We start from the raw sequence: 17,862 nt of genomic DNA, 5'->3' as shown, positions 1-17,862 counted from the left end.
ACACCCTCAGCCTAGGCGCGGACACCGACACGGGCCGAATCATGAACCACTACATGGGTGCGAACAATATGAACAGAAGACCGCCTTGACACAGCAGCGGACAAAGCGCGTCAGAACGGCAGGAAGACGTCCACCGCGACGGCCACGAACAGCAGCGACAGGTACGTGATCGACGCGTGGAACACCTTCATGGCGCCCAGCTTGCCGCTCGCCTTGCCCTGCGCCCTGCGCAGCATCGCGATGGTCGCCCAGAGGAACCACGCGCCGAGCGCCGCGGCCACAGCGGTGTACACCCACGACATGCCCGCGAGCGGCGTCAGCAGGAGCGAGCAGGCGATCATCGCGAGCGTGTAGCCCACCATCTCGGCGGCCACGCGCTTGTCGTCGCTGACGACCGGCAGCATCGGGACGTTCGCGTTCGCGTAGTCCTTCTTGAACTTGATCGACAGCGGCCAGTAGTGCGGCGGCGTCCAGAAGAAGATGATGCCGAACAGCGCCAGCGCCGCCCAGCTCAGCTCGCCGGTCACCGACGCCCAGCCGATGAAGACGGGCATGCAGCCCGCGATGCCGCCCCACACGATGTTCTGCGGGGTGCGGCGCTTGAGGATCATCGTGTAGCCGACGACGTAGATGGCGATGGCGGCCAGCGTGAGCCACATCGCCGCCCAGTTGATGACCAGCGCGAACCAGGTCAGCGACAGCAGGCCGAGGATCGACGCGAACACCAGGCCCGCACGCGGCGTGATCTCGCCGGTCGCCATCGGACGCTTCTTGGTCCGGTTCATGACCTGGTCGATGTCCCGATCCCACCACATGTTGAACGCGTTGGCGCTCCCGGCGGCGCCGGCGCCGCCGATGAGGGTGGTGAGGATCAGCCAGAAGCTCGGCATGCCGTCGTTCGCCAGGATCATGGTCGGCACCGTCGTCACGAGCAGCAGCTCGATGACGCGCGGCTTGGTCAGCGCCACGTACGCGCCGGCCCGGCTCAGGAACCATCCCCCAGGACGCGGCCCGACGTCGACGGCGGACGGCTCGCTTCCGGACGGCTCGGTGGCGGACCGCTCGGTGCCGGATGTCTGGGGACGCGCGGTCTGGCCGGTCGTCGTGTGGCTCGTTCTCACGCGCGTCGCAGTTCCGTTCGGGAGTTTCTTCGGGGTCCTGGTTCGATAACGCACCTGGTGGCGGTGCTGCTGGCAGCGTCGCCTCACGGGTGCTCGCCCATCGTACGTCGCGGCCTGACGTGGCCGCGCACCGCATTCCCGCGACGCCGTGTGAGATTTGTCCGAGCGCGGTGACCATCCCCACTGTGGACAGGCCTGCGCGGGGGCTGGGGTGCGCGTATAGGGTTGATTTCGCAATCGAACGAAGGGCGGCCGGCATTCCGCCGCCGCCGCACGCACGCTGCGCGGCTCTCCGGCTCGTCCGCTCTCCGGGCAGGGCCAGGGTCGGCGGCGGAGAGAAAGAGGACTCGTGAACGCTTTCGACCCCGTGCTGAAGCCCTTGGAGTGGTCGGAGCTCGACGAGCGAGCGGTCAAGGCCATCAAGGCACTGGCTGCGGACGCCGTCGAGAAGGTGGGCAACGGACATCCCGGAACCGCGATCTCGCTCGCACCGGCCGCCTACCTCCTCTTCCAGAAGGCTATGCGCCACGACCCGTCCGACCCCGAATGGCTGGGCCGCGACCGGTTCGTGCTGAGCGCCGGCCACTCGTCACTGACGATCTACCTCCAGCTCTTCCTCGCCGGCTACGGCCTCGAGATGGACGACATCGCCGCACTGCGCACCTGGGGCTCCAAGACCCCCGGCCACCCGGAGTACCGCCACACCGCCGGCGTCGAGATCACGACCGGCCCGCTCGGCCAGGGCCTCGCGTCCGCCGTCGGCATGGCGATGGCCTCCCGCCGCGAGCGCGGCCTGCTCGACCCCGCCGCCGCACCTGGTGAGTCGCCGTTCGACCACCACGTGTACGTCATCGCGTCCGACGGCGACCTGCAGGAGGGCGTGACCTCCGAGGCCTCGTCGCTCGCGGGCCACCAGCAGCTCGGCAACCTGATCCTGATCTGGGACGACAACAAGATCTCGATCGAGGACGACACGAACATCGCGTTCACCGAGGACGTCCTGAAGCGTTACGAGGCCTACGGCTGGCACACCCAGCGCGTGGACTGGACCTCGGGTGGCGAGGGCTACGCGGAGGACACCGACGCGCTGGCCGCCGCGCTCGACGCCGCCAAGGCGGAGACCGGCAAGCCCTCGATCATCGCGCTGCGCACGATCATCGGCTGGCCCGCGCCCACCAAGCAGAACACGGGCGGCATCCACGGCTCGGCCATGGGCGCCGACGAGGTCAAGGGCCTCAAGTCCGTGCTCGGTCTCGACCCCGAGGCGACGTTCGCCATCGACTCCGAGGTCCTGTCGTACACGCGCTCCGTCGCGCAGCGCCAGGCCACCCAGCGCGAGGCCTGGGAGTCCGCCTTCGCCGCCTGGAAGGACGCCAACCCGGAGCAGGCGGCCCTGCTGGAGCGCCTGCGCGCCCACGAGCTGCCCGCCGGCTGGACCGACTCGCTGCCCGAGTTCGAGGCGAGCGAGAAGGGCGTGGCAACCCGTGCGGCGTCGGGCAAGGTGCTCTCCTCCCTTGCCGACGTGCTGCCCGAGCTGTGGGGCGGCTCCGCCGACCTCGCCGGCTCCAACAACACGACGATGGACGGCGTGCCGTCCTTCGTGCCCGCCGAGCACGCGACCAAGAAGTTCCCGGGCAACGAGTACGGCCGCACGCTGCACTTCGGCATCCGCGAGCACGGCATGGGCTCGATCCTCAACGGCATCGTGCTGCACGGTCTGACCCGCCCCTACGGCGGGACGTTCCTGCAGTTCGCCGACTACATGCGTGCCTCGGTCCGCCTGGCGGCGCTGATGGGCATCCCGACCACGTTCGTCTGGACGCACGACTCGATCGGCCTCGGCGAGGACGGCCCGACCCACCAGCCGGTCGAGCACCTCGCGGCGCTGCGTGCCATCCCGAACCTCGACGTCGTCCGCCCCGCTGACGCGAACGAGACCGCCTGGGCCTGGCGCGGCATCCTCGAGAACCGCGACAACCCGGCCGGCATCGTGCTGACCCGCCAGAACGTGCCCACCTACCCGCGCGGCACCGAGGGCTTCGCCTCGGCCGAGGGCACCCTCAAGGGCGGCTACACCCTCCTGGACACCGACGGCACGCCCGACGTCGTCCTCGTGGGCACCGGCTCCGAGGTGCAGCTCGCCGTCGAGGCGCGCGCGATCCTCGCCGCCGAGGGCGTGCAGGCCCGCGTCGTCTCCATGCCCTCGCGCGAGTGGTTCGACAAGCAGGACGACTCCTACCGCGAGTCGGTCATCCCGTCCGGTGTGAAGGCACGTGTCTCGGTCGAGGCAGGCGTGGCACAGGGCTGGCGCGAGGTGGTCGGTGACGCCGGCCGCATCGTCTCGCTCGAGCACTACGGCGCCTCGGCGGACTACAAGAAGCTCTACGCCGAGTACGGCATCACGGCGGAGGCTGTCGCCCTGGCCGCCAAGGAGTCGATCGCCGCGGCTTCCTGAGCCACGGCGTGATCACGGACACGAGAGGAAGGGCATGATGACCGACAGCACGACAGACAGCACAGGCGATAACGTCAGTCCCACCCAGCGGCTGTCCGAGGCGGGTGTCGCCATCTGGCTGGACGACCTGTCCCGTGAGCGCCTGCGGACCGGCAACCTCGCCGAGCTCATCAGCACCAAGAACGTCGTCGGGGTCACGACCAACCCGACGATCTTCGCCGCCGCCCTCGCGCAGGGCGACGCGTACGACGGCATACTGGCCGAGCTGGCCGGGCCGCCGAACAACGGCGACGTCGAGGCGGCGGTGGAGCGCATCACCACCGACGACGTCCGCGACGCGGCAGACCTGCTGCGCCCGGTCTACGACGCCACCGGTGCCGTGGACGGCCGCGTGTCCATCGAGGTGGACCCGCGGCTGGCCCGCGACACGGCGGCGACGGAAGCCACCGCCGTCCGCCTGTGGGAGACCGTCGACCGGCCGAACGTGATGATCAAGATCCCGGCCACGGTCGAGGGTCTGCCTGCGATCACGTCCACCCTCGCCAAGGGGATCAGTGTGAACGTGACGCTGATCTTCTCGATCGAGCGGTACCGGGCGGTGATGGACGCGTTCCTGGCCGGTCTCGAGCAGGCCAAGGAGGCGGGCCACGACCTGTCCGTCATCGGTTCGGTCGCGTCGTTCTTCGTGTCCCGTGTGGACGCAGAGATCGACAAGCGCCTGAACGCGATCGGCACGGAGGAGGCGCTCGCGCTGCGCGGCCAGGCCGCCATCGCGAACGCCCGGCTGGCCTTCGCGGCCTACGAAGAGGTCTTCGCGTCGGAGCGGTGGGCGGCCCTGCAGGCAGCGGGCGCCCAGCCGCAGCGTCCGCTGTGGGCGTCGACCGGCGTGAAGGACCCGAGCTACCGCGACACGATGTACGTGGACGAGCTCGTCGTGGCGGGCGTGGTCAACACCATGCCCGAGAAGACGCTCGACGCGTTCGCCGACCACGGCATCGTGCTCGCCGACACCGTCACCGGTTCGGGCGAGCAGGCCGCCGCGGTCATCGCGGCGATCGAGGCGCAGGGCATCTCCATCGACGAGGTAACCGCACAGCTGGAGGACGAGGGCGTGACGAAGTTCGAGGTCAGCTGGGACGAGCTCCTGACGACCACCAAGACCGGGCTCGCCGGTGCAGGGGCCGGCGACCGGTGAGGCCGGCGAAGATCGCGCAGGGGATCAACCCCCTGCGCGACCCCCTCGACCTGCGGCTGCCGCGCATCGCGGGGCCGAGCGGCCTGGTGATCTTCGGCGTGACGGGTGACCTGGCGCGCAAGAAGCTCATGCCCGCCGTCTACGACCTCGCCAACCGTGGCCTCCTGCCGCCTGGCTTCGCCCTGACGGGCTTCGCCCGGCGTGAATGGGAGGACCAGGACTTCGCACAGGTGGTGCACGACGCCGTGAAGGAGCACGCCCGCACCCCGTTCCGGGAGGCGACGTGGCGCCAGCTGGCGGAGGGCATCCGGTTCGTGCAGGGCTCCTTCGACGACGACGCCGCGTTCGAGCGTCTTCGCGAGACCGTCGAGACGCTCGACAGGGAGCGCGGCACGGGTGGCAACCACGCGTTCTACCTGTCGGTCCCGCCCTCGGCGTTCCCCGTGGTGTGCGAGCAGCTCTCGAAGCACGGGCTGTCGCACCCCGACAACGACGCCGACGGCGACGGGGTGGACGCGTGGCGCCGGGTGGTCATCGAGAAGCCGTTCGGGCACGACCTGGCCAGCGCGCGTGAGCTCGACGCGGTGGTCTCGAAGGTCTTCGACCCGGAGTCGGTGTTCCGCATCGACCACTACCTGGGCAAGGAGACCGTCCAGAACCTGCTGGCGCTGCGCTTCGCGAACACGATGTTCGAGCCCATCTGGAACTCGAACTACGTGGACCACGTGCAGATCACCATGGCCGAGGACATCGGCATCGGTGGCCGCGCGGGGTACTACGACGGGATCGGCGCCGCGCGCGACGTCATCCAGAACCACCTGATCCAGCTCCTGGCCCTTGTGGCCATGGAGGAGCCGGTCAACTTCGACGCCGCCGAGCTGCGTGCCGAGAAGATCAAGGTGCTCTCCTCCGTGCGCCTGCCGCGTGACCTGGGCAAGCACACCGCCCGCGGCCAGTACGAGGCCGGCTGGCAGGGTGGCGACCAGGTGCCCGGCTTCCTCGAGGAGGACGGCATCGCGAAGGACTCCACCACGGAGACCTTCGCGGCGGTCCGGGTCGACGTCGACAACCGCCGCTGGGCGGGCGTCCCGTTCTACCTGCGCCACGGCAAGCGCCTGGGCCGCCGCGTCACCGAGGTGGCAGTGGTGTTCAAGAAGGCGCCGCACCTGCCGTTCGAGTCGTCCCTGACGTCAGAGCTCGGCAACAACGCCCTGGTCATCCGCGTGCAGCCCGACGAGGGCGTCACCATGCGGTTCGGCGCCAAGGTGCCGGGCACCGCCATGCAGGTGCGCGACGTGACCATGGACTTCGGGTACGGGCACTCGTTCACCGAGTCCTCGCCCGAGGCCTACGAGCGGCTCATCCTCGACGTGCTGCTCGGCGACCCGCCGCTCTTCCCGACGCGCGAGGAGGTCGAGCTCTCCTGGAAGATCCTCGACCCGATCACGTCGTACTGGGCGCGCAAGGGCAAGCCCGAGCCGTACGCGTCGGGCACCTGGGGCCCGGCGTCGGCTGACGCCATGATGGAGCGCGACGGCAGGACCTGGAGGCGTCCCTGATGATCATCGACATGCCGGATACCACGACCAACCTGATCAACAAGCGTCTGGTCCGCCTGCGCGACGAGGGCGGCGCGGTGGCCCTCGGCCGCGTGCTCACCCTCGTGGTGCTGGCCGACGAGCAGGACGTCGAGGAGTCGGTGGAGGCCGCGAACGACGCGAGCCGTGAGCACCCGTGCCGCGTCATCGTCGTCGCCCCGACGGCCGACGGTTCGAGCGCCCACCTCGATGCCCAGATCCGCGTGGGCGGTGACGCCGGCGCCTCGGAGGTGGTGGTGCTGCGCGCCTCCGCTCCGCTCCTGGAGCGCACCGACACGCTCGTGATGCCGCTCCTGCTACCCGATGCGCCGATCGTGGCCTGGTGGCCGCGTGAGGCGCCGTCCGTCCCGTCCGAGGACCCTGTGGGCCGCATGGCGGCCCGCCGGATCATCGACAGCACCATCGCCACGAACCCGGTGAAGATGCTGGAGAACCTCGCCGGGACGTACGCCCCCGGGGACACCGATCTTGCGTGGGCGCGCGTCACCCTGTGGCGGGGGCTCATCGCGGCCGCCGTGGAGGAGCCGCCGTTCGAGCCCGTGCTCTCCGTGACGGTCGAGGGGCAGAAGCGGCACACGTCGCTCGACCTGCTCGCCGGCTGGCTCGGTACCCGGCTGAGCTGCCCTGCCGAGGTGCTGCGCACCGACAGCGACGACGCGATCACCCGCGTGACCCTGGAGCGCAAGAGCGGGCCCATCGTGCTCGACCGCCCCGACGGCCGCACGGTCACGATCACGCAGCCGGGCAAGCCGGCCCGCCGGATCGCGCTGCCGATCCGGGCCCTCAACGAGGCCCTGATCGAGGAGCTGCGCCGGCTCGACCCGGACGAGATCTTCGAGGAGACCCTCATCCGGGGTCTCAAGCACGTCACCACGCGGAACGCGGCGTGACGCCCGGCGGGACGACCGGCTCGGCGCCGGGGGTACGACTCGTCGTCGTGCACCCCGACAAGGAGGTGCTTGCCCAGGCAGCGGCCGCCCGGCTGCTCACGCGGGTGCTCGACGTGCAGTCGGTCCGCTCCCCCGTGCACGTCGTGCTCACGGGTGGTTCGGTGGGCATCGCGACGCTCGCGGCCGTCGCCGCGAGCCCGCTCGTGCCGGCCGTCGACTGGTCGGGCGTCCACCTCTGGTGGGGCGACGAGCGGTTCCTGCCGGACGGCGACCCGGACCGCAACGAGACACAGGCGCGGGAGGCCCTGCTCGACGGCCTGGTCGCCGAGCACGGGCTCCCCGCCGCCAACGTCCACCCCATGCCGGGACCGACGTCGGTGGCGACGCCCGAGGACGGCGCGGCGGCATACGCCGAGCTCCTGCGTGAGCACGCGGGCGAAGGGACCGTCGCGGTCCCCGCGTTCGACGTCCTGCTGCTCGGCATGGGTCCCGACGGGCACGTCGCCTCCCTGTTCCCCGGCCACGAGGTCCTGGCCGCGCAGGGGACGACGACGGGCGTGCACGCCTCGCCCAAGCCGCCGCCGGAGCGTGTGTCGCTCACGTTCGACGCGATCCGGTCCGCCCGTGAGGTGTGGATCGTCGCGGCGGGGGCCGAGAAGGCGGAGCAGGTGGCCGCCGCGCTGGCCGACGGCCCGGTGACCGAGGTGCCGGCGGCGGGCGCCGTCGGCCAGGCCCGCACGCTGTGGCTCCTGGACGCGGAAGCGGCCAGCACGCCGAAGTAGCACTGCGAAGTGGCACCGCGGCGGAGCACTCTGGCCAGGTAGAACTGGCGAAGCAGAACTGGGCGGGACACCTGATCAGGTGTCCCGCCCAGTTGCTTCGCGGCTCTCGTTCGCCGACTTGAAAAGCCTTAGCGCGCTACGCGGCCGCCACGGCGGGTTCGCAGTGCCTCTAGCGCCTCCTCCAGGAGGGCGGCGCCGTCCTCTTCGGACCGGCGCTCCTTCACGTAGGCGAGGTGCGTCTTGTACGGCTCGTTCCGCACGGGCGACGGCGGGTTGACCGGGTCCATCCCCGCGGGGAAACCACAACGCGGGCAGTCCCACTGGGCGGGGGCCTCTACGTCCTCGCCCACCGAGAAGCTCGGTGCCGTCTCGTGCCCGTTGGCACACCAGTAAGAAACTCGGATACGTGGCGCAGTGTCGCCCCGCTCCGTCTCCCCGAGAGGGCCGGCGCCTACCCGGCTCCCCCGAATCGCATGACCGCCTGATGCCACGTCTGTCGTCCCCTCTGTGTGTGGCCGTCAGCTGCTAGGCGCTTGGCGACCGGTTCAGCTGACCTTCTGGATGAGCCCGAGCAGGACGATCACCACTGCCCACACGAGGGCGAAGGCGATGGTGATGCGATTGAGGTTCCGCTCGGCGACACCGGAGGAACCGGCGCCCATCGAGATACCGCCACCGAACATGTCGGACAGTCCGCCACCCTTGCCCTTGTGGAGCAGGATGAGCATGGTGAGGAAGCCGCTGGTCAGGACCAGCAGGACTTCCAGGATGATGCGGAGCGCGTCCACGGGTTCACGTCCTCGGTTGTAGGTGGTGCCGGGGCGTTTTCCCGGCGGCGGATCGGTCAAGAGTAAGCGAGACGCACCTCACAGTGCGAACCCCCTGTTCAGAACCTCTTTGAGGTCTCATAGAGCCCTGAGCAGGAGTCACACCCGGAACATCACGCCCGAGCGAGAGTACATCAGCGAGGTTGCGGGAGTGTCTCGGAACGACACGTGTCAGGTGCACGGGCCCCAGCCGCTGGTCGGGCTTGTCGAGACCACCAGGGGTCTCGACAAGCCCGACCGACGGGGGCGCCTCAGGCAGTGACTCAGGCAGTGACTCAGGCGGTGACGTGGGACTGGTAGCGGGCGATCCGTGCGAACTCCTCCGGGTCGAGGCTCGCCCCGCCCACCAGCGCGCCGTCGACGTCGGGCTGCGCCATGATCTGCGCGACGTTGCCCGACTTCACCGAGCCGCCGTAGAGCACGCGGACGCCGGCGGCGATGTCGGGGTCGCACAGCTCGCCGAGCACGCGGCGGATCGCGCCGCAGACCTCCTGCGCGTCCTCCGGCGTGGCGACCTCGCCCGTGCCGATGGCCCACACGGGCTCGTAGGCGATGACGATCTTCGCGATCTGCTCGGCGGGCACGTCGACCAGCGCGGCCTCCACCTGCGCGAGCGTGTACGAGACCTGGTCACCGGCCTTGCGGACGTCCAGGCCCTCGCCGACGCACAGGATCGGCGTCAGGCCGTGCGCGAAGGCGGCGCGCACCTTGGCGTTGACCAGGTCGTCGGACTCGCCGTGGTGCTCGCGGCGCTCGGAGTGCCCGATCGCCACGTAGGTGCAGCCCAGCTTCGCGAGCATCGCGCCGGAGATCTCACCGGTGAACGCGCCCGACTCGTGCTTGGAGAGGTCCTGGGCGCCGTAGACGAGCTCGAGCTTGTCGCCGTCCACGAGCGTCTGCACCGACCGCAGGTCGGTGAACGGCGGCAGCACCGCCACCTCGACCGCGTTGTAGTCGTGCTTGGCGTCCTTCAGGGACCAGGAGAGCTTCTGGACCGTGCTGATCGCCTGCTGGTGGTCCAGGTTCATCTTCCAGTTGCCCGCCATCAGCGGCGTGCGGGTGGTAGCCACGTGTTTTCTTCCTTCGTTCTGAGTTCTGTGGGGTACGGCAGGTCGGTGCGCGCGTCAGTCGGCGAGGACTCAGTCCGCGAGGACGGTGAGGCCCGGGAGCTCCTTGCCCTCCAGCAGTTCGAGGCTCGCGCCGCCGCCGGTCGAGATGTGGCTGAAGCCGGCCTCGTCGAAGCCGAGCGCACGCACGGCCGCTGCCGAGTCGCCGCCACCCACGATGGAGAACGCGCCGTCGGACGTCGCGTCGATGATGCCCTGCGCCACCGCCGTGGTGCCCGCGGCGAACGCCTCGAACTCGAAGACGCCCATGGGGCCGTTCCACGCGATGGTCTTCGCGTCGGCGAGCTTCGCGGCGAACAGCTTGCCCGACTCCGGGCCGATGTCGAGGCCCATGGTGCCGTCAGGGATGGCGTCGGCGGACACGACCTGGTGCGGCGCGTCGGCGGCGAACGAGTCCGCCGCGACGATGTCGACGGGCAGCACGATCTCGACGCCGTTCTTCTCGGCGGTCTCGATATACCCCTTGACGGCGTCGATCTGGTCGTCCTCCAGCAGGCTGTTGCCCACCGACAGGCCCTTGGCCGCGAGGAAGGTGAAGAGCATGCCGCCGCCGATGAGCAGGCGGTCCGCCTTGGTCAGCAGGTTCGCGATGACGCCCAGCTTGTCCGACACCTTGGACCCGCCGAGCACGACGGCGTAGGGGCGCTCGGGGTCGCCGGTCGCCTTCGACAGCGACTGGACCTCGTTCAGGACCAGGTCGCCCGCCGCTGCGGGCAGCACCTGCGCGACGTCGTACACCGACGCCTGCTTGCGGTGCACGACGCCGAAGCCGTCGGAGACGAACGCGTCCGCGAGCTGCGCCAGCTCACCGGCGAGCTCGGCACGCTCTGCGTCGACCTTGGAGGTCTCGCGGGCGTCGAAGCGGACGTTCTCCAGCAGTGCCACCTGGCCGTCGGCCAGACCGTCCACGGTGGCCTTCGCCGACGCGCCGACGAGGTCCTCCGCGAGCGCGACGTCCTGGCCCAGCAGCTCGCCCAGTCGGGCGGCGACGGGCGCGAGGGAGTACTGCGGGTCCGGCGTGCCCTTGGGGCGGCCGAGGTGGGCCAGCACGACGACGCGGGCGCCGGCGTCCGTCAGCCGCTTCAGGGTCGGCAGGGCGGCGCGGATGCGGCCGTCGTCCGTGATGGTGGTCCCGTCGAGCGGGACGTTGAAGTCTGAGCGGACCAGGACGCGCTTGCCGCGCAGGTCGCCGAGGGAGTCGATGGTCTTCATAGGAGCACTCCAGATCGAGGGACCGGCATGCAGGGCGTCGCCAGTCGGGTTCCGGGACATGACGACGTCCGCGTGCGCGCCGGCTGGCCGATGCGCACGCGGACGTCGGGGTTCACGCTGGGATTAGAGCCGTCAGAGCTTCTCGCCGACGAACACGGTGAGGTTGACGAGGCTGTTCGAGTAGCCCCACTCGTTGTCGTACCAGGCGACGACCTTGACCTGGTTGCCGATCACCTTGGTGAGCTTCGAGTCGTAGATGCTCTGGTGCGGGTTGGTCACGATGTCCGAGGAGACGATCTCGTCCTCGACGTACTCCAGGACACCCTTGAGCGGGCCCTCGGCGGCAGCCTTGACGGCGGCGTTGACCTCGTCGATCGTGACCTCGCGCGAGGCCTCGAAGGTCAGGTCAGTGGCCGAGCCGGTGATGACCGGCACGCGCAGGGCGTAGCCGTCCAGCTTGCCCTTGAGCTCCGGCAGCACCAGGGCGACGGCCTTGGCCGCACCCGTCGTCGTCGGGACGATGTTCTGCGCGGCCGCGCGGGCGCGACGCAGGTCGCCGTGCGGGCCGTCCTGCAGGTTCTGGTCACCCGTGTAGGCGTGGATCGTGGTCATGAGGCCACGCTCGATGCCGATCGAGTCGTTCAGCGCCTTCGCCAGCGGGGCGAGGCAGTTCGTGGTGCACGACGCGTTCGAGATGATGTGGTGCGCGGCCGGGTCGTACAGCTCGTTGTTGACGCCCATGACGAAGGTGGCGTCCTCGTTCTTGGCCGGAGCCGAGATGATGACCTTCTTGGCGCCGGCGTCGATGTGCGCCTTCGCCTTGGTGGCGTCCGTGAAGAAGCCCGTGGACTCGATGACGATGTCCGCACCCAGCTCGCCCCAGGGGAGGTCGGCGGGGTTGCGCTCGGCGAGGGCGCGGATCTTCTTGCCGTCCACGATGATGTTCTCGTCGTCGAAGTCGACAGACTTGCCGAAGCGGCCCAGGACGGTGTCGTACTTGAGCAGGTGCGCGAGCGTCTTGTTGTCGGTCAGGTCGTTGACCCCGACAACCTCGATGTCTGCACCCGACTCGACGAGAGCCCGGTAGAAGTTCCTGCCGATACGGCCGAAGCCGTTGATGCCGACGCGGATGGTCACAATGCCCTCCTCAGGGGGCGCCGGCCGTCCCGGCGCACACGTTTCCTTGTATCTGTCGCCACTGCCGTCGATGCCCGACGGAGCGTGCGTTGCAGGGTGATCCGGGCGCCGCGACCCCGCGACGACCCGAACGGGAAACGCGATGGTCACGGCGTCGTCACCTGACGATTTCGAGCCTATACCCGAACCCGGCCGAACCGTGACCCGAGCCCAGACAGTGTGGAACTCAGGGTTCTGTTCGATCTCACAAGACGGATCGGGCGGTCAAGTCCCAGAGGTCCGGCCAGGGGTCCGGTCCGGAGGTGAAGTTCAGCGGCCGGTCTCAGAGGTCGAGCAGGTCAGCGGGCAGCCCTGCCTCGGTGTCGGGGATACCCAGCTCGAGCGCACGCTTGTCCGCGGTCGACAGCAGACGGCGGATCCGGCCCGCCACCGCGTCCTTCGACAGCTGCGGCTCGGCCAGCCGGCCCAGCTCCTCGAGCGACGCCTGCTTGTGCGCGAGCCGCAGCTCACCGGCCTGACGCAGGTGCTCCGGCAGCTCGTCGCCCAGGATCTCGAACGCCCGCTGGACCCGCGCGCCCGCGGCCACGGCGGCCCGCGCGGAGCGGCGCAGGTTCGCATCGTCGAAGTTCGCCAGGCGGTTGGCGGTGCCGCGCACCTCGCGGCGCTCGCGGCGCTCCTCCCAGATCTTGAGGGTCTCGGGTGCGCCGATGCGTTCCAGCATCCGGCCGATCGAGTCGCCGTCGCGGATCACCACGCGGTCGATGCCGCGCACCTCGCGGGACTTGGCCGCCACACCGAGCCGGCGGGCCGCGCCGACCAGCGCGAGCGCCGCCTCGGGTCCGGGGCTGGTCACCTCGAGCGCCATGGACCGGCCGGGTTCCGTCAGCGAGCCGTGCGCCAGGAAGGCGCCGCGCCACACGGCCTCTGCCTCCTGCACGCCCGCCGACACGACCTCGGGCGCGAGCCCGCGCACAGGCCGGCCGCGGGCGTCGAGCAGCCCCGTCTGCCGGGCGAGCGACTCCCCCTCGCGCACCACGCGCACCACGAAGCGCGAGCTCTTCCGCAGGCCGCCCGCCTGGACGACGATGAGCTCGCTCGTGTGCCCGTACAGGTCGTGGATGGCATGCCGCAGCCGGGTCGCGGCGTGCTCCGTATCGAGCTCCGCCTCGATCACTACCCGACCTGAGATGATGTGGAGGCCGCCGGAGAACCGCAGCGTCGCGGAGACCTCTGCCTTACGGCAGGATGTCTTCGCCACCCTCACCCGCGCGAGCTCCTCCTTGACCTGTGCCGTGAGCGCCATGGCGTCATCCTGCCATGGTCGAGCGCAAGGGCACCCGGTGGAATCGCGGATACTCGGGCGAATTGTCCCGGCGTGTCGCCTGCACGGTTCTCCCCCGGCGGTTATCCGCCGTGGGGCAGCGGCGTGGGGACGGCCAGGCCGAGGGTCGCCGCCCAGCGGTCGAGCCAGGCCGCGAGCAGCGGCCCGACGTCGGCGAGCTGGCCCTCGGTCACCGCGAACGTCCGCGCGGGCACCACGGCGCCGAGCTCGACGAGCACCGGCCGCAGGTGCACCTCGCCCACCAGCGCGTGCGCGGGGCTCGCGGAGACCACGACGGGCACGACGACGACGTCGGCGAGCGCGTCCGGGCCGTAACCGTCGAGGAACGCCTTGAGCAGGCCCGTGTAGGACGCCTTGTAGACCGGCGTCGCGACGACGACGACGCGCGCCGTCGCCACCCGGTCCCGGGCGGCGGCCACCGCCGGCGACCCGGTGAGGACCTCCGGGGCGAGCAGCGCCAGGTCGACCGGGTCGGACGCGGTCAGGCCCAGCTCGTCCGCGATCCGGCGGCCGACCTCCTCGGCCAGAGCGAGCGTGCGCGAGCCGGGCCGCGGGTTGCCGCTGACGACCACCAGGTCATCCGTGTGCGTGGTCATACCGTCACCTCCGTCTTCGTCGTGGTCGTGCCTGTCTCTCTGATGCCTTCTCCGGTGTCGACGGCGGTGAGGCCCGCGGCCCGCCGCTCGTCGCGCGGACCCCAGAGGTCCGTCCTGACCTCGGCCCGGACCTGCGGGATCACCTCGGCCGCGAACCGGCGCAGCACGTCCTCCTGGTGCGCGGGCGCGAGCAAGTGGTTCACGGAGACGGCCTGCAGCACGTGCCCGAACGAGGAGTGGTAGTCGAGGATCTTCTCGGCCACCCGTTCGGGGGAACCCACCAGCGCCGGGCCGCGTTCCACCGCCTCCTGAAGCGTGCGGAAGCTGGTCACCTTGCCGACGGCACCGGGTGCGTGCTTGCGTGCGTCCTGCTGACGTACCTGACCTTCGTAGATGGGCCGGTACTGCTCGACGGCCTCCTCGGTGGTGTCGGCAAGGAACAGACCGCCCGACCCCGCGCCGACGAACCCGTAGGCCGGGTCGTGCCCGGCGGCCGCGTACCGCTCGCGGTACCGGTCGATGAGCACGCCGTAGTTCTCCCGGGGCTGCAGCGCGTTGGCGGTGACTATCGGGTCGCCGTGCTCGGCGGCCAGGTCGACGGCGAACTGCGACGTCGCCGAGCCGTGCCAGATGCGGAACGGGCCGGCGAAGGGCCGCGGCAGCGTGGTCGCGTGCTCCAGCCGGTGCCGGTGCCTGCCCTCCCAGGTGACGTCCTCCGAGGAGAGCAGGAGCCGCAGCAGCTCGTAGTTCTCGCGCAGGTACTCGTACTGCCTGGCGATGTCGAGGCCGAGCAACGGGTACTGCAGGTCCTCGTTGCCCTTGCCGATGACGATCTCCAGGCGGCCGCGGCTGAGCTGGTCGACGGTCGCCAGGTCCTCCGCGAGCCGGATCGGGTCGTGCAGGGAGAGCACGGTGACGCCCGTCGACAGCAGGATGCGGGACGTGCGGGCGGCGATCGCCCCCAGGATGACCGTCGGGGCCGAGGACAGCACCGGGCCCGCGTGCCGCTCCCCCACCGCGAACGAGTCGAACCCGAGCTCCTCGGCGAGGACCGCCGTGTCGACGATCCGGTGCAGCCGGTCGGCGGGCGCGACCTGCTCGCCCGTGACCGGGTGCGGTGGGTTGAACGCGATGTCCAGGACCTGGAAGCGCATCAGGCCGCCGCGCTCTCATCTGCGGTCCCGGCCGCACCCTCGGCAGCCCGGTCGCGCTGCGCCACGCCCTCCTTGACCAGCGGGATGACGTACCGGCCGAAGTCGATGGCGTCGTCGAGCAGGTCGTAGCCGCGGGCCGAGATGACGCGGACGCCCAGGTCGTAGTACGCGAGCAGCGCCTCGGCGACCTGTTCGGGGGTGCCGACCAGCGCGTTGGAGTTCCCGGCGCCGCCGGTCGCCTTGGCGGTGGCGGTCCAGAGCGCCGTGTCGAACCGCTCGCCCTGCGCGGCGATCTCCAGGAGGCGCTGCGAGCCGGCGTTCTCTGGCTTGTCGATCGGGTGCCGCCGGCTCAGGATGCCGCCCTGCGCCGCCTTGCGCGCCTCGATCCGGCCCAGGATGCCGTGCGCCTTCTCCCAGGCGAGCTCCTCGGTCGGCGCGATGATCGGCCGGAACGCCGCGTGGATCCGCGGCGGTGTCGCCCGGCCTGCTGCCTCGGCCTCGGCGTGCACGCGGGCGATCTGCTCGGCGGTGCGGTCAAGGGGTTCGCCCCAGACGGCGTAGATGTCGGCCTCGGCGGCGCCGACCGGGTACGCGGCGTCGGACGAGCCGCCGAACGAGATGGTGGGCACGTGCCCCGGATGCGGCTTGGCGTCCAGGACGAAGTCGTCGAAGTCGTAGAACTCGCCGTGGTGGTCGAACGGCTCGGCGCTGGTCCATGCCCGCTTCACGATCTGGATGTACTCGCGGGTACGGGCGTACCGCTGGTCCTTGGTCAGGGTGTCGCCCTCGCGGCCCTGCTCGTGGTCGTTGCCGCCCGAGATGAAGTGCACGGACAGCCGGCCGCCCGAGACCTGGTCCAGGGTCGCGAACGTCTTGGCCGCGTAGGTCGGGTAGGAGACGTTGGGCCGGTGCGCGAGCAGCAGCTCGAGATCCGGCACGTGCGCCGCGACGTGCGCCGCGAGGACCGCCGGCTCCGGGCCGGACGAGCCGTAGGCGAACAGGACGCGGGTCCAGCCGTTGTCCCGGTGGGCACGGGCGATGCGGACCAGGTAGTCGTGGTCGACGGGGGCGGTGGTGCGCTCGTTCGTCTCGGAGGCGTCGCTGGTGGTGGCGATGCCGAGGAACTCGACGGGCATGGTGATGCTCCTTCGGTGTGGGGATTCGGGTCGGCGTGCGGGGGCGGGTGCCCGGTCAGGCCGCGCTGACGGACGCGTCGGCGCGCTCGGCGCCGGCAGGCTTGGCGTCGGACTGGTCGACGTCGGCCCGGCCGGTGATGCCCCAGGCCCCGGCCAGCAGCTCGAAGGAGCGGCGGGTCTCGGCAGGGTCGTGGGTGGCGGTGGTGACGAGCAGCTCGTCGGCGCCCGTGACGCGCGCGAGCGTGTCGAGGCGTTCGACGACGGTGGCCGGGTCGCCGACGATCCGCGTGTCGACGCGGTCGGCGACCAGGGCGCGCTCGGCGTCCGGCCGGTCGGTCCACGCGGTGGCGGCGGACCGCGACGGATAGGCCATCGCGCCGCGCTCGCCGCGGCGGATGGACAGCACCCAGTCGGCGAACGGCTCGGCGAGCACGCGCGCCCGTTCGAGGGTCCGGGCGACCAGGACGTCGGCCGAGACCACGACGTACGGCTCGGCCAGGACGCCCGGCCGGAACGCGGCCCGGTAGGCCGCCACGGTGTCCAGGACGGTCGCGGGGCTGACGTGGAAGTTGGCCGCGAGCGGCAGCCCGAGCTCGCCCGCCACGACGGCGCTCTCGCCGCCGCTGGACGCGAGCAGCCACAGGTCGAACGCGGCGCCCTCGACCGGCGGGCTCCCGTAGGCGTTGCCGGTCCGGTCGCGGTAGGTGCCCCGCTGCAGCGCGAGCACCAGCTCCACCTCGTCCCGGAACCCGGCGGGCTTCCGGTGGGCGCCGATCACCTCCTGCTGGGCCAGGAGCCGCTCCCGCAGCGCGGGGTCGTTGAGCCCGTTCGGCGGTGCAGGCGGCACGTAGAGCCCGTCGACCAGGCGCGGGACGGCGGGGGCGGGCGGACGCGGCGGCTGGGCCGGCGCAGGCGGCGCGCCCTGGCCCGACGGCGGGACGGTGAACGCCCTGCCGAGCCCCAGGTCGACCCTGCCGGGGTGCAGCGCGGCGATGGTGCCGAACTGCTCGGCGGCGACCAGCGGCGACGTCGTCGACAGCAGGACAGCGCCGGAGCCGACCCGGATACGCGAGGTGCGGGCGGCGACCGCCGCCGCGAGGACTGCCGGTGCCGCCGAGGCGACGCCGGGCGCCAGGTGGTGCTCGGCGTACCAGACGCGCTGGTAGCCGAGGGCGTCGAGGTCGACGGCGAGCGATACGGCGCGCTGGACCGCCTGGACGCCGGTGGAGCCCTCGGCGACCAGGGCCAGGTCGAGGACGGACAGCGGGACTCTCGGGTTGCTCATGGTGC

The 17,862-nt window shown here is 71.1% G+C and carries 16 protein-coding genes; 5 read left to right on the top strand and 11 right to left on the bottom strand.

Features of this window, described 5'->3' with window-relative positions; all coding sequences use genetic code 11:
• Window positions 1-110: 110 nt before the first annotated feature.
• Window positions 111-1,121 carry a heme o synthase gene (locus tag AB0I32_RS23080; protein ID WP_357510324.1) on the bottom strand — a complete coding sequence of 337 codons (1,011 nt, stop codon included), beginning with the start codon at window positions 1,119-1,121 and terminating at the stop codon, window positions 111-113.
• 349 nt (window positions 1,122-1,470) lie between these two features.
• Here AB0I32_RS23080 and tkt point away from each other — a divergent pair, with 349 nt between their 5' ends.
• The 5 genes from tkt to pgl are packed head-to-tail and all read left to right on the top strand — an operon-like array spanning window position 1,471 to window position 8,041.
• The gene (gene tkt, locus AB0I32_RS23075) at window positions 1,471-3,576 is read left to right on the top strand and encodes a transketolase (protein ID WP_357510322.1); all 2,106 of its coding nucleotides are present in this window, start codon (window positions 1,471-1,473) and stop codon (window positions 3,574-3,576) included.
• Between the two features lie 37 nt (window positions 3,577-3,613).
• A complete protein-coding gene (tal, locus tag AB0I32_RS23070) occupies window positions 3,614-4,771 on the top strand; it encodes a transaldolase (protein ID WP_357510320.1) in 1,158 nt (385 codons plus the stop codon).
• Window positions 4,768-6,330: a glucose-6-phosphate dehydrogenase gene (gene zwf / locus AB0I32_RS23065; protein WP_357510318.1), complete on the top strand. Its 1,563-nt coding sequence runs from the start codon at window positions 4,768-4,770 to the stop codon at window positions 6,328-6,330. The genes tal and zwf overlap by 4 nt, the downstream gene beginning before the upstream one ends.
• Entirely contained in the window at window positions 6,330-7,259 is a 930-nt protein-coding gene (gene opcA, locus AB0I32_RS23060; RefSeq protein ID WP_357510316.1) for a glucose-6-phosphate dehydrogenase assembly protein OpcA, read from the top strand. Before zwf ends, opcA begins: the two co-directional genes overlap by 1 nt.
• A complete protein-coding gene (gene pgl, locus AB0I32_RS23055; RefSeq protein ID WP_357510314.1) occupies window positions 7,256-8,041 on the top strand; it encodes a 6-phosphogluconolactonase in 786 nt (261 codons plus the stop codon). Before opcA ends, pgl begins: the two co-directional genes overlap by 4 nt.
• 128 nt (window positions 8,042-8,169) lie before the next feature.
• Here the strand turns inward: pgl and AB0I32_RS23050 are convergent, their stop codons facing one another.
• The 10 genes from AB0I32_RS23050 to AB0I32_RS23005 all read right to left on the bottom strand — a co-directional run bounded on the left by AB0I32_RS23050 (window position 8,170) and on the right by AB0I32_RS23005 (window position 17,857).
• Window positions 8,170-8,532: an RNA polymerase-binding protein RbpA gene (locus AB0I32_RS23050; protein ID WP_116675600.1), complete on the bottom strand. Its 363-nt coding sequence runs from the start codon at window positions 8,530-8,532 to the stop codon at window positions 8,170-8,172.
• Window positions 8,533-8,586: 54 nt separating this feature from the next.
• Entirely contained in the window at window positions 8,587-8,829 is a 243-nt protein-coding gene (gene secG, locus AB0I32_RS23045) for a preprotein translocase subunit SecG (RefSeq protein ID WP_020014806.1), read from the bottom strand.
• A 314-nt stretch (window positions 8,830-9,143) separates the two neighbouring features.
• Entirely contained in the window at window positions 9,144-9,914 is a 771-nt protein-coding gene (tpiA, locus tag AB0I32_RS23040; protein WP_357510338.1) for a triose-phosphate isomerase, read from the bottom strand.
• Between the two features lie 93 nt (window positions 9,915-10,007).
• Window positions 10,008-11,207, bottom strand: a complete 1,200-nt coding sequence (locus AB0I32_RS23035) for a phosphoglycerate kinase (protein ID WP_357510312.1) — start codon at window positions 11,205-11,207, stop codon at window positions 10,008-10,010.
• A 132-nt stretch (window positions 11,208-11,339) separates the two neighbouring features.
• Complete coding sequence (gap, locus tag AB0I32_RS23030; protein ID WP_357510309.1) at window positions 11,340-12,344, bottom strand: type I glyceraldehyde-3-phosphate dehydrogenase; 1,005 nt, start codon at window positions 12,342-12,344, stop codon at window positions 11,340-11,342.
• 322 nt (window positions 12,345-12,666) lie between these two features.
• The gene (gene whiA / locus AB0I32_RS23025; RefSeq protein WP_357510307.1) at window positions 12,667-13,647 is read right to left on the bottom strand and encodes a DNA-binding protein WhiA; all 981 of its coding nucleotides are present in this window, start codon (window positions 13,645-13,647) and stop codon (window positions 12,667-12,669) included.
• 101 nt (window positions 13,648-13,748) lie between these two features.
• On the bottom strand, window positions 13,749-14,282 hold the full coding sequence (locus tag AB0I32_RS23020; RefSeq protein WP_357510305.1) for an NAD(P)H-dependent oxidoreductase: 534 nt from the start codon (window positions 14,280-14,282) through the stop codon (window positions 13,749-13,751).
• Complete coding sequence (locus AB0I32_RS23015) at window positions 14,279-15,436, bottom strand: LLM class flavin-dependent oxidoreductase (protein ID WP_357510303.1); 1,158 nt, start codon at window positions 15,434-15,436, stop codon at window positions 14,279-14,281. Before AB0I32_RS23015 ends, AB0I32_RS23020 begins: the two co-directional genes overlap by 4 nt.
• On the bottom strand, window positions 15,436-16,572 hold the full coding sequence (locus tag AB0I32_RS23010; protein WP_357510301.1) for an LLM class flavin-dependent oxidoreductase: 1,137 nt from the start codon (window positions 16,570-16,572) through the stop codon (window positions 15,436-15,438). The genes AB0I32_RS23015 and AB0I32_RS23010 overlap by 1 nt, the downstream gene beginning before the upstream one ends.
• A 55-nt stretch (window positions 16,573-16,627) precedes the next feature.
• Window positions 16,628-17,857: an LLM class flavin-dependent oxidoreductase gene (locus AB0I32_RS23005; protein ID WP_357510299.1), complete on the bottom strand. Its 1,230-nt coding sequence runs from the start codon at window positions 17,855-17,857 to the stop codon at window positions 16,628-16,630.
• Window positions 17,858-17,862 lie beyond the last annotated feature (5 nt).

The sequence above is a fragment of the Promicromonospora sp. NPDC050249 genome (assembly GCF_040656015.1).
In the GTDB taxonomy this organism is placed as follows: domain Bacteria; phylum Actinomycetota; class Actinomycetes; order Actinomycetales; family Cellulomonadaceae; genus Promicromonospora.
The sequence above is the reverse complement of the archived record's forward strand: the minus strand, read 5'-3'. Positions and strand labels throughout refer to the sequence as shown.

Coding starts and splice junctions, on each gene's coding strand:
- AB0I32_RS23010 (WP_357510301.1), bottom strand. CDS start 16,572: ATGCCCGTCGAGTTCCTCGGCATCGCCACCACCAGCGACGCCTCCGAG.
- AB0I32_RS23005 (WP_357510299.1), bottom strand. CDS start 17,857: ATGAGCAACCCGAGAGTCCCGCTGTCCGTCCTCGACCTGGCCCTGGTC.
- tal (WP_357510320.1), top strand. CDS start 3,614: ATGACCGACAGCACGACAGACAGCACAGGCGATAACGTCAGTCCCACC.
- AB0I32_RS23035 (WP_357510312.1), bottom strand. CDS start 11,207: ATGAAGACCATCGACTCCCTCGGCGACCTGCGCGGCAAGCGCGTCCTG.
- AB0I32_RS23020 (WP_357510305.1), bottom strand. CDS start 14,282: ATGACCACGCACACGGATGACCTGGTGGTCGTCAGCGGCAACCCGCGG.
- whiA (WP_357510307.1), bottom strand. CDS start 13,647: ATGGCGCTCACGGCACAGGTCAAGGAGGAGCTCGCGCGGGTGAGGGTG.
- opcA (WP_357510316.1), top strand. CDS start 6,330: ATGATCATCGACATGCCGGATACCACGACCAACCTGATCAACAAGCGT.
- AB0I32_RS23015 (WP_357510303.1), bottom strand. CDS start 15,436: ATGCGCTTCCAGGTCCTGGACATCGCGTTCAACCCACCGCACCCGGTC.
- tpiA (WP_357510338.1), bottom strand. CDS start 9,914: ATGGCGGGCAACTGGAAGATGAACCTGGACCACCAGCAGGCGATCAGC.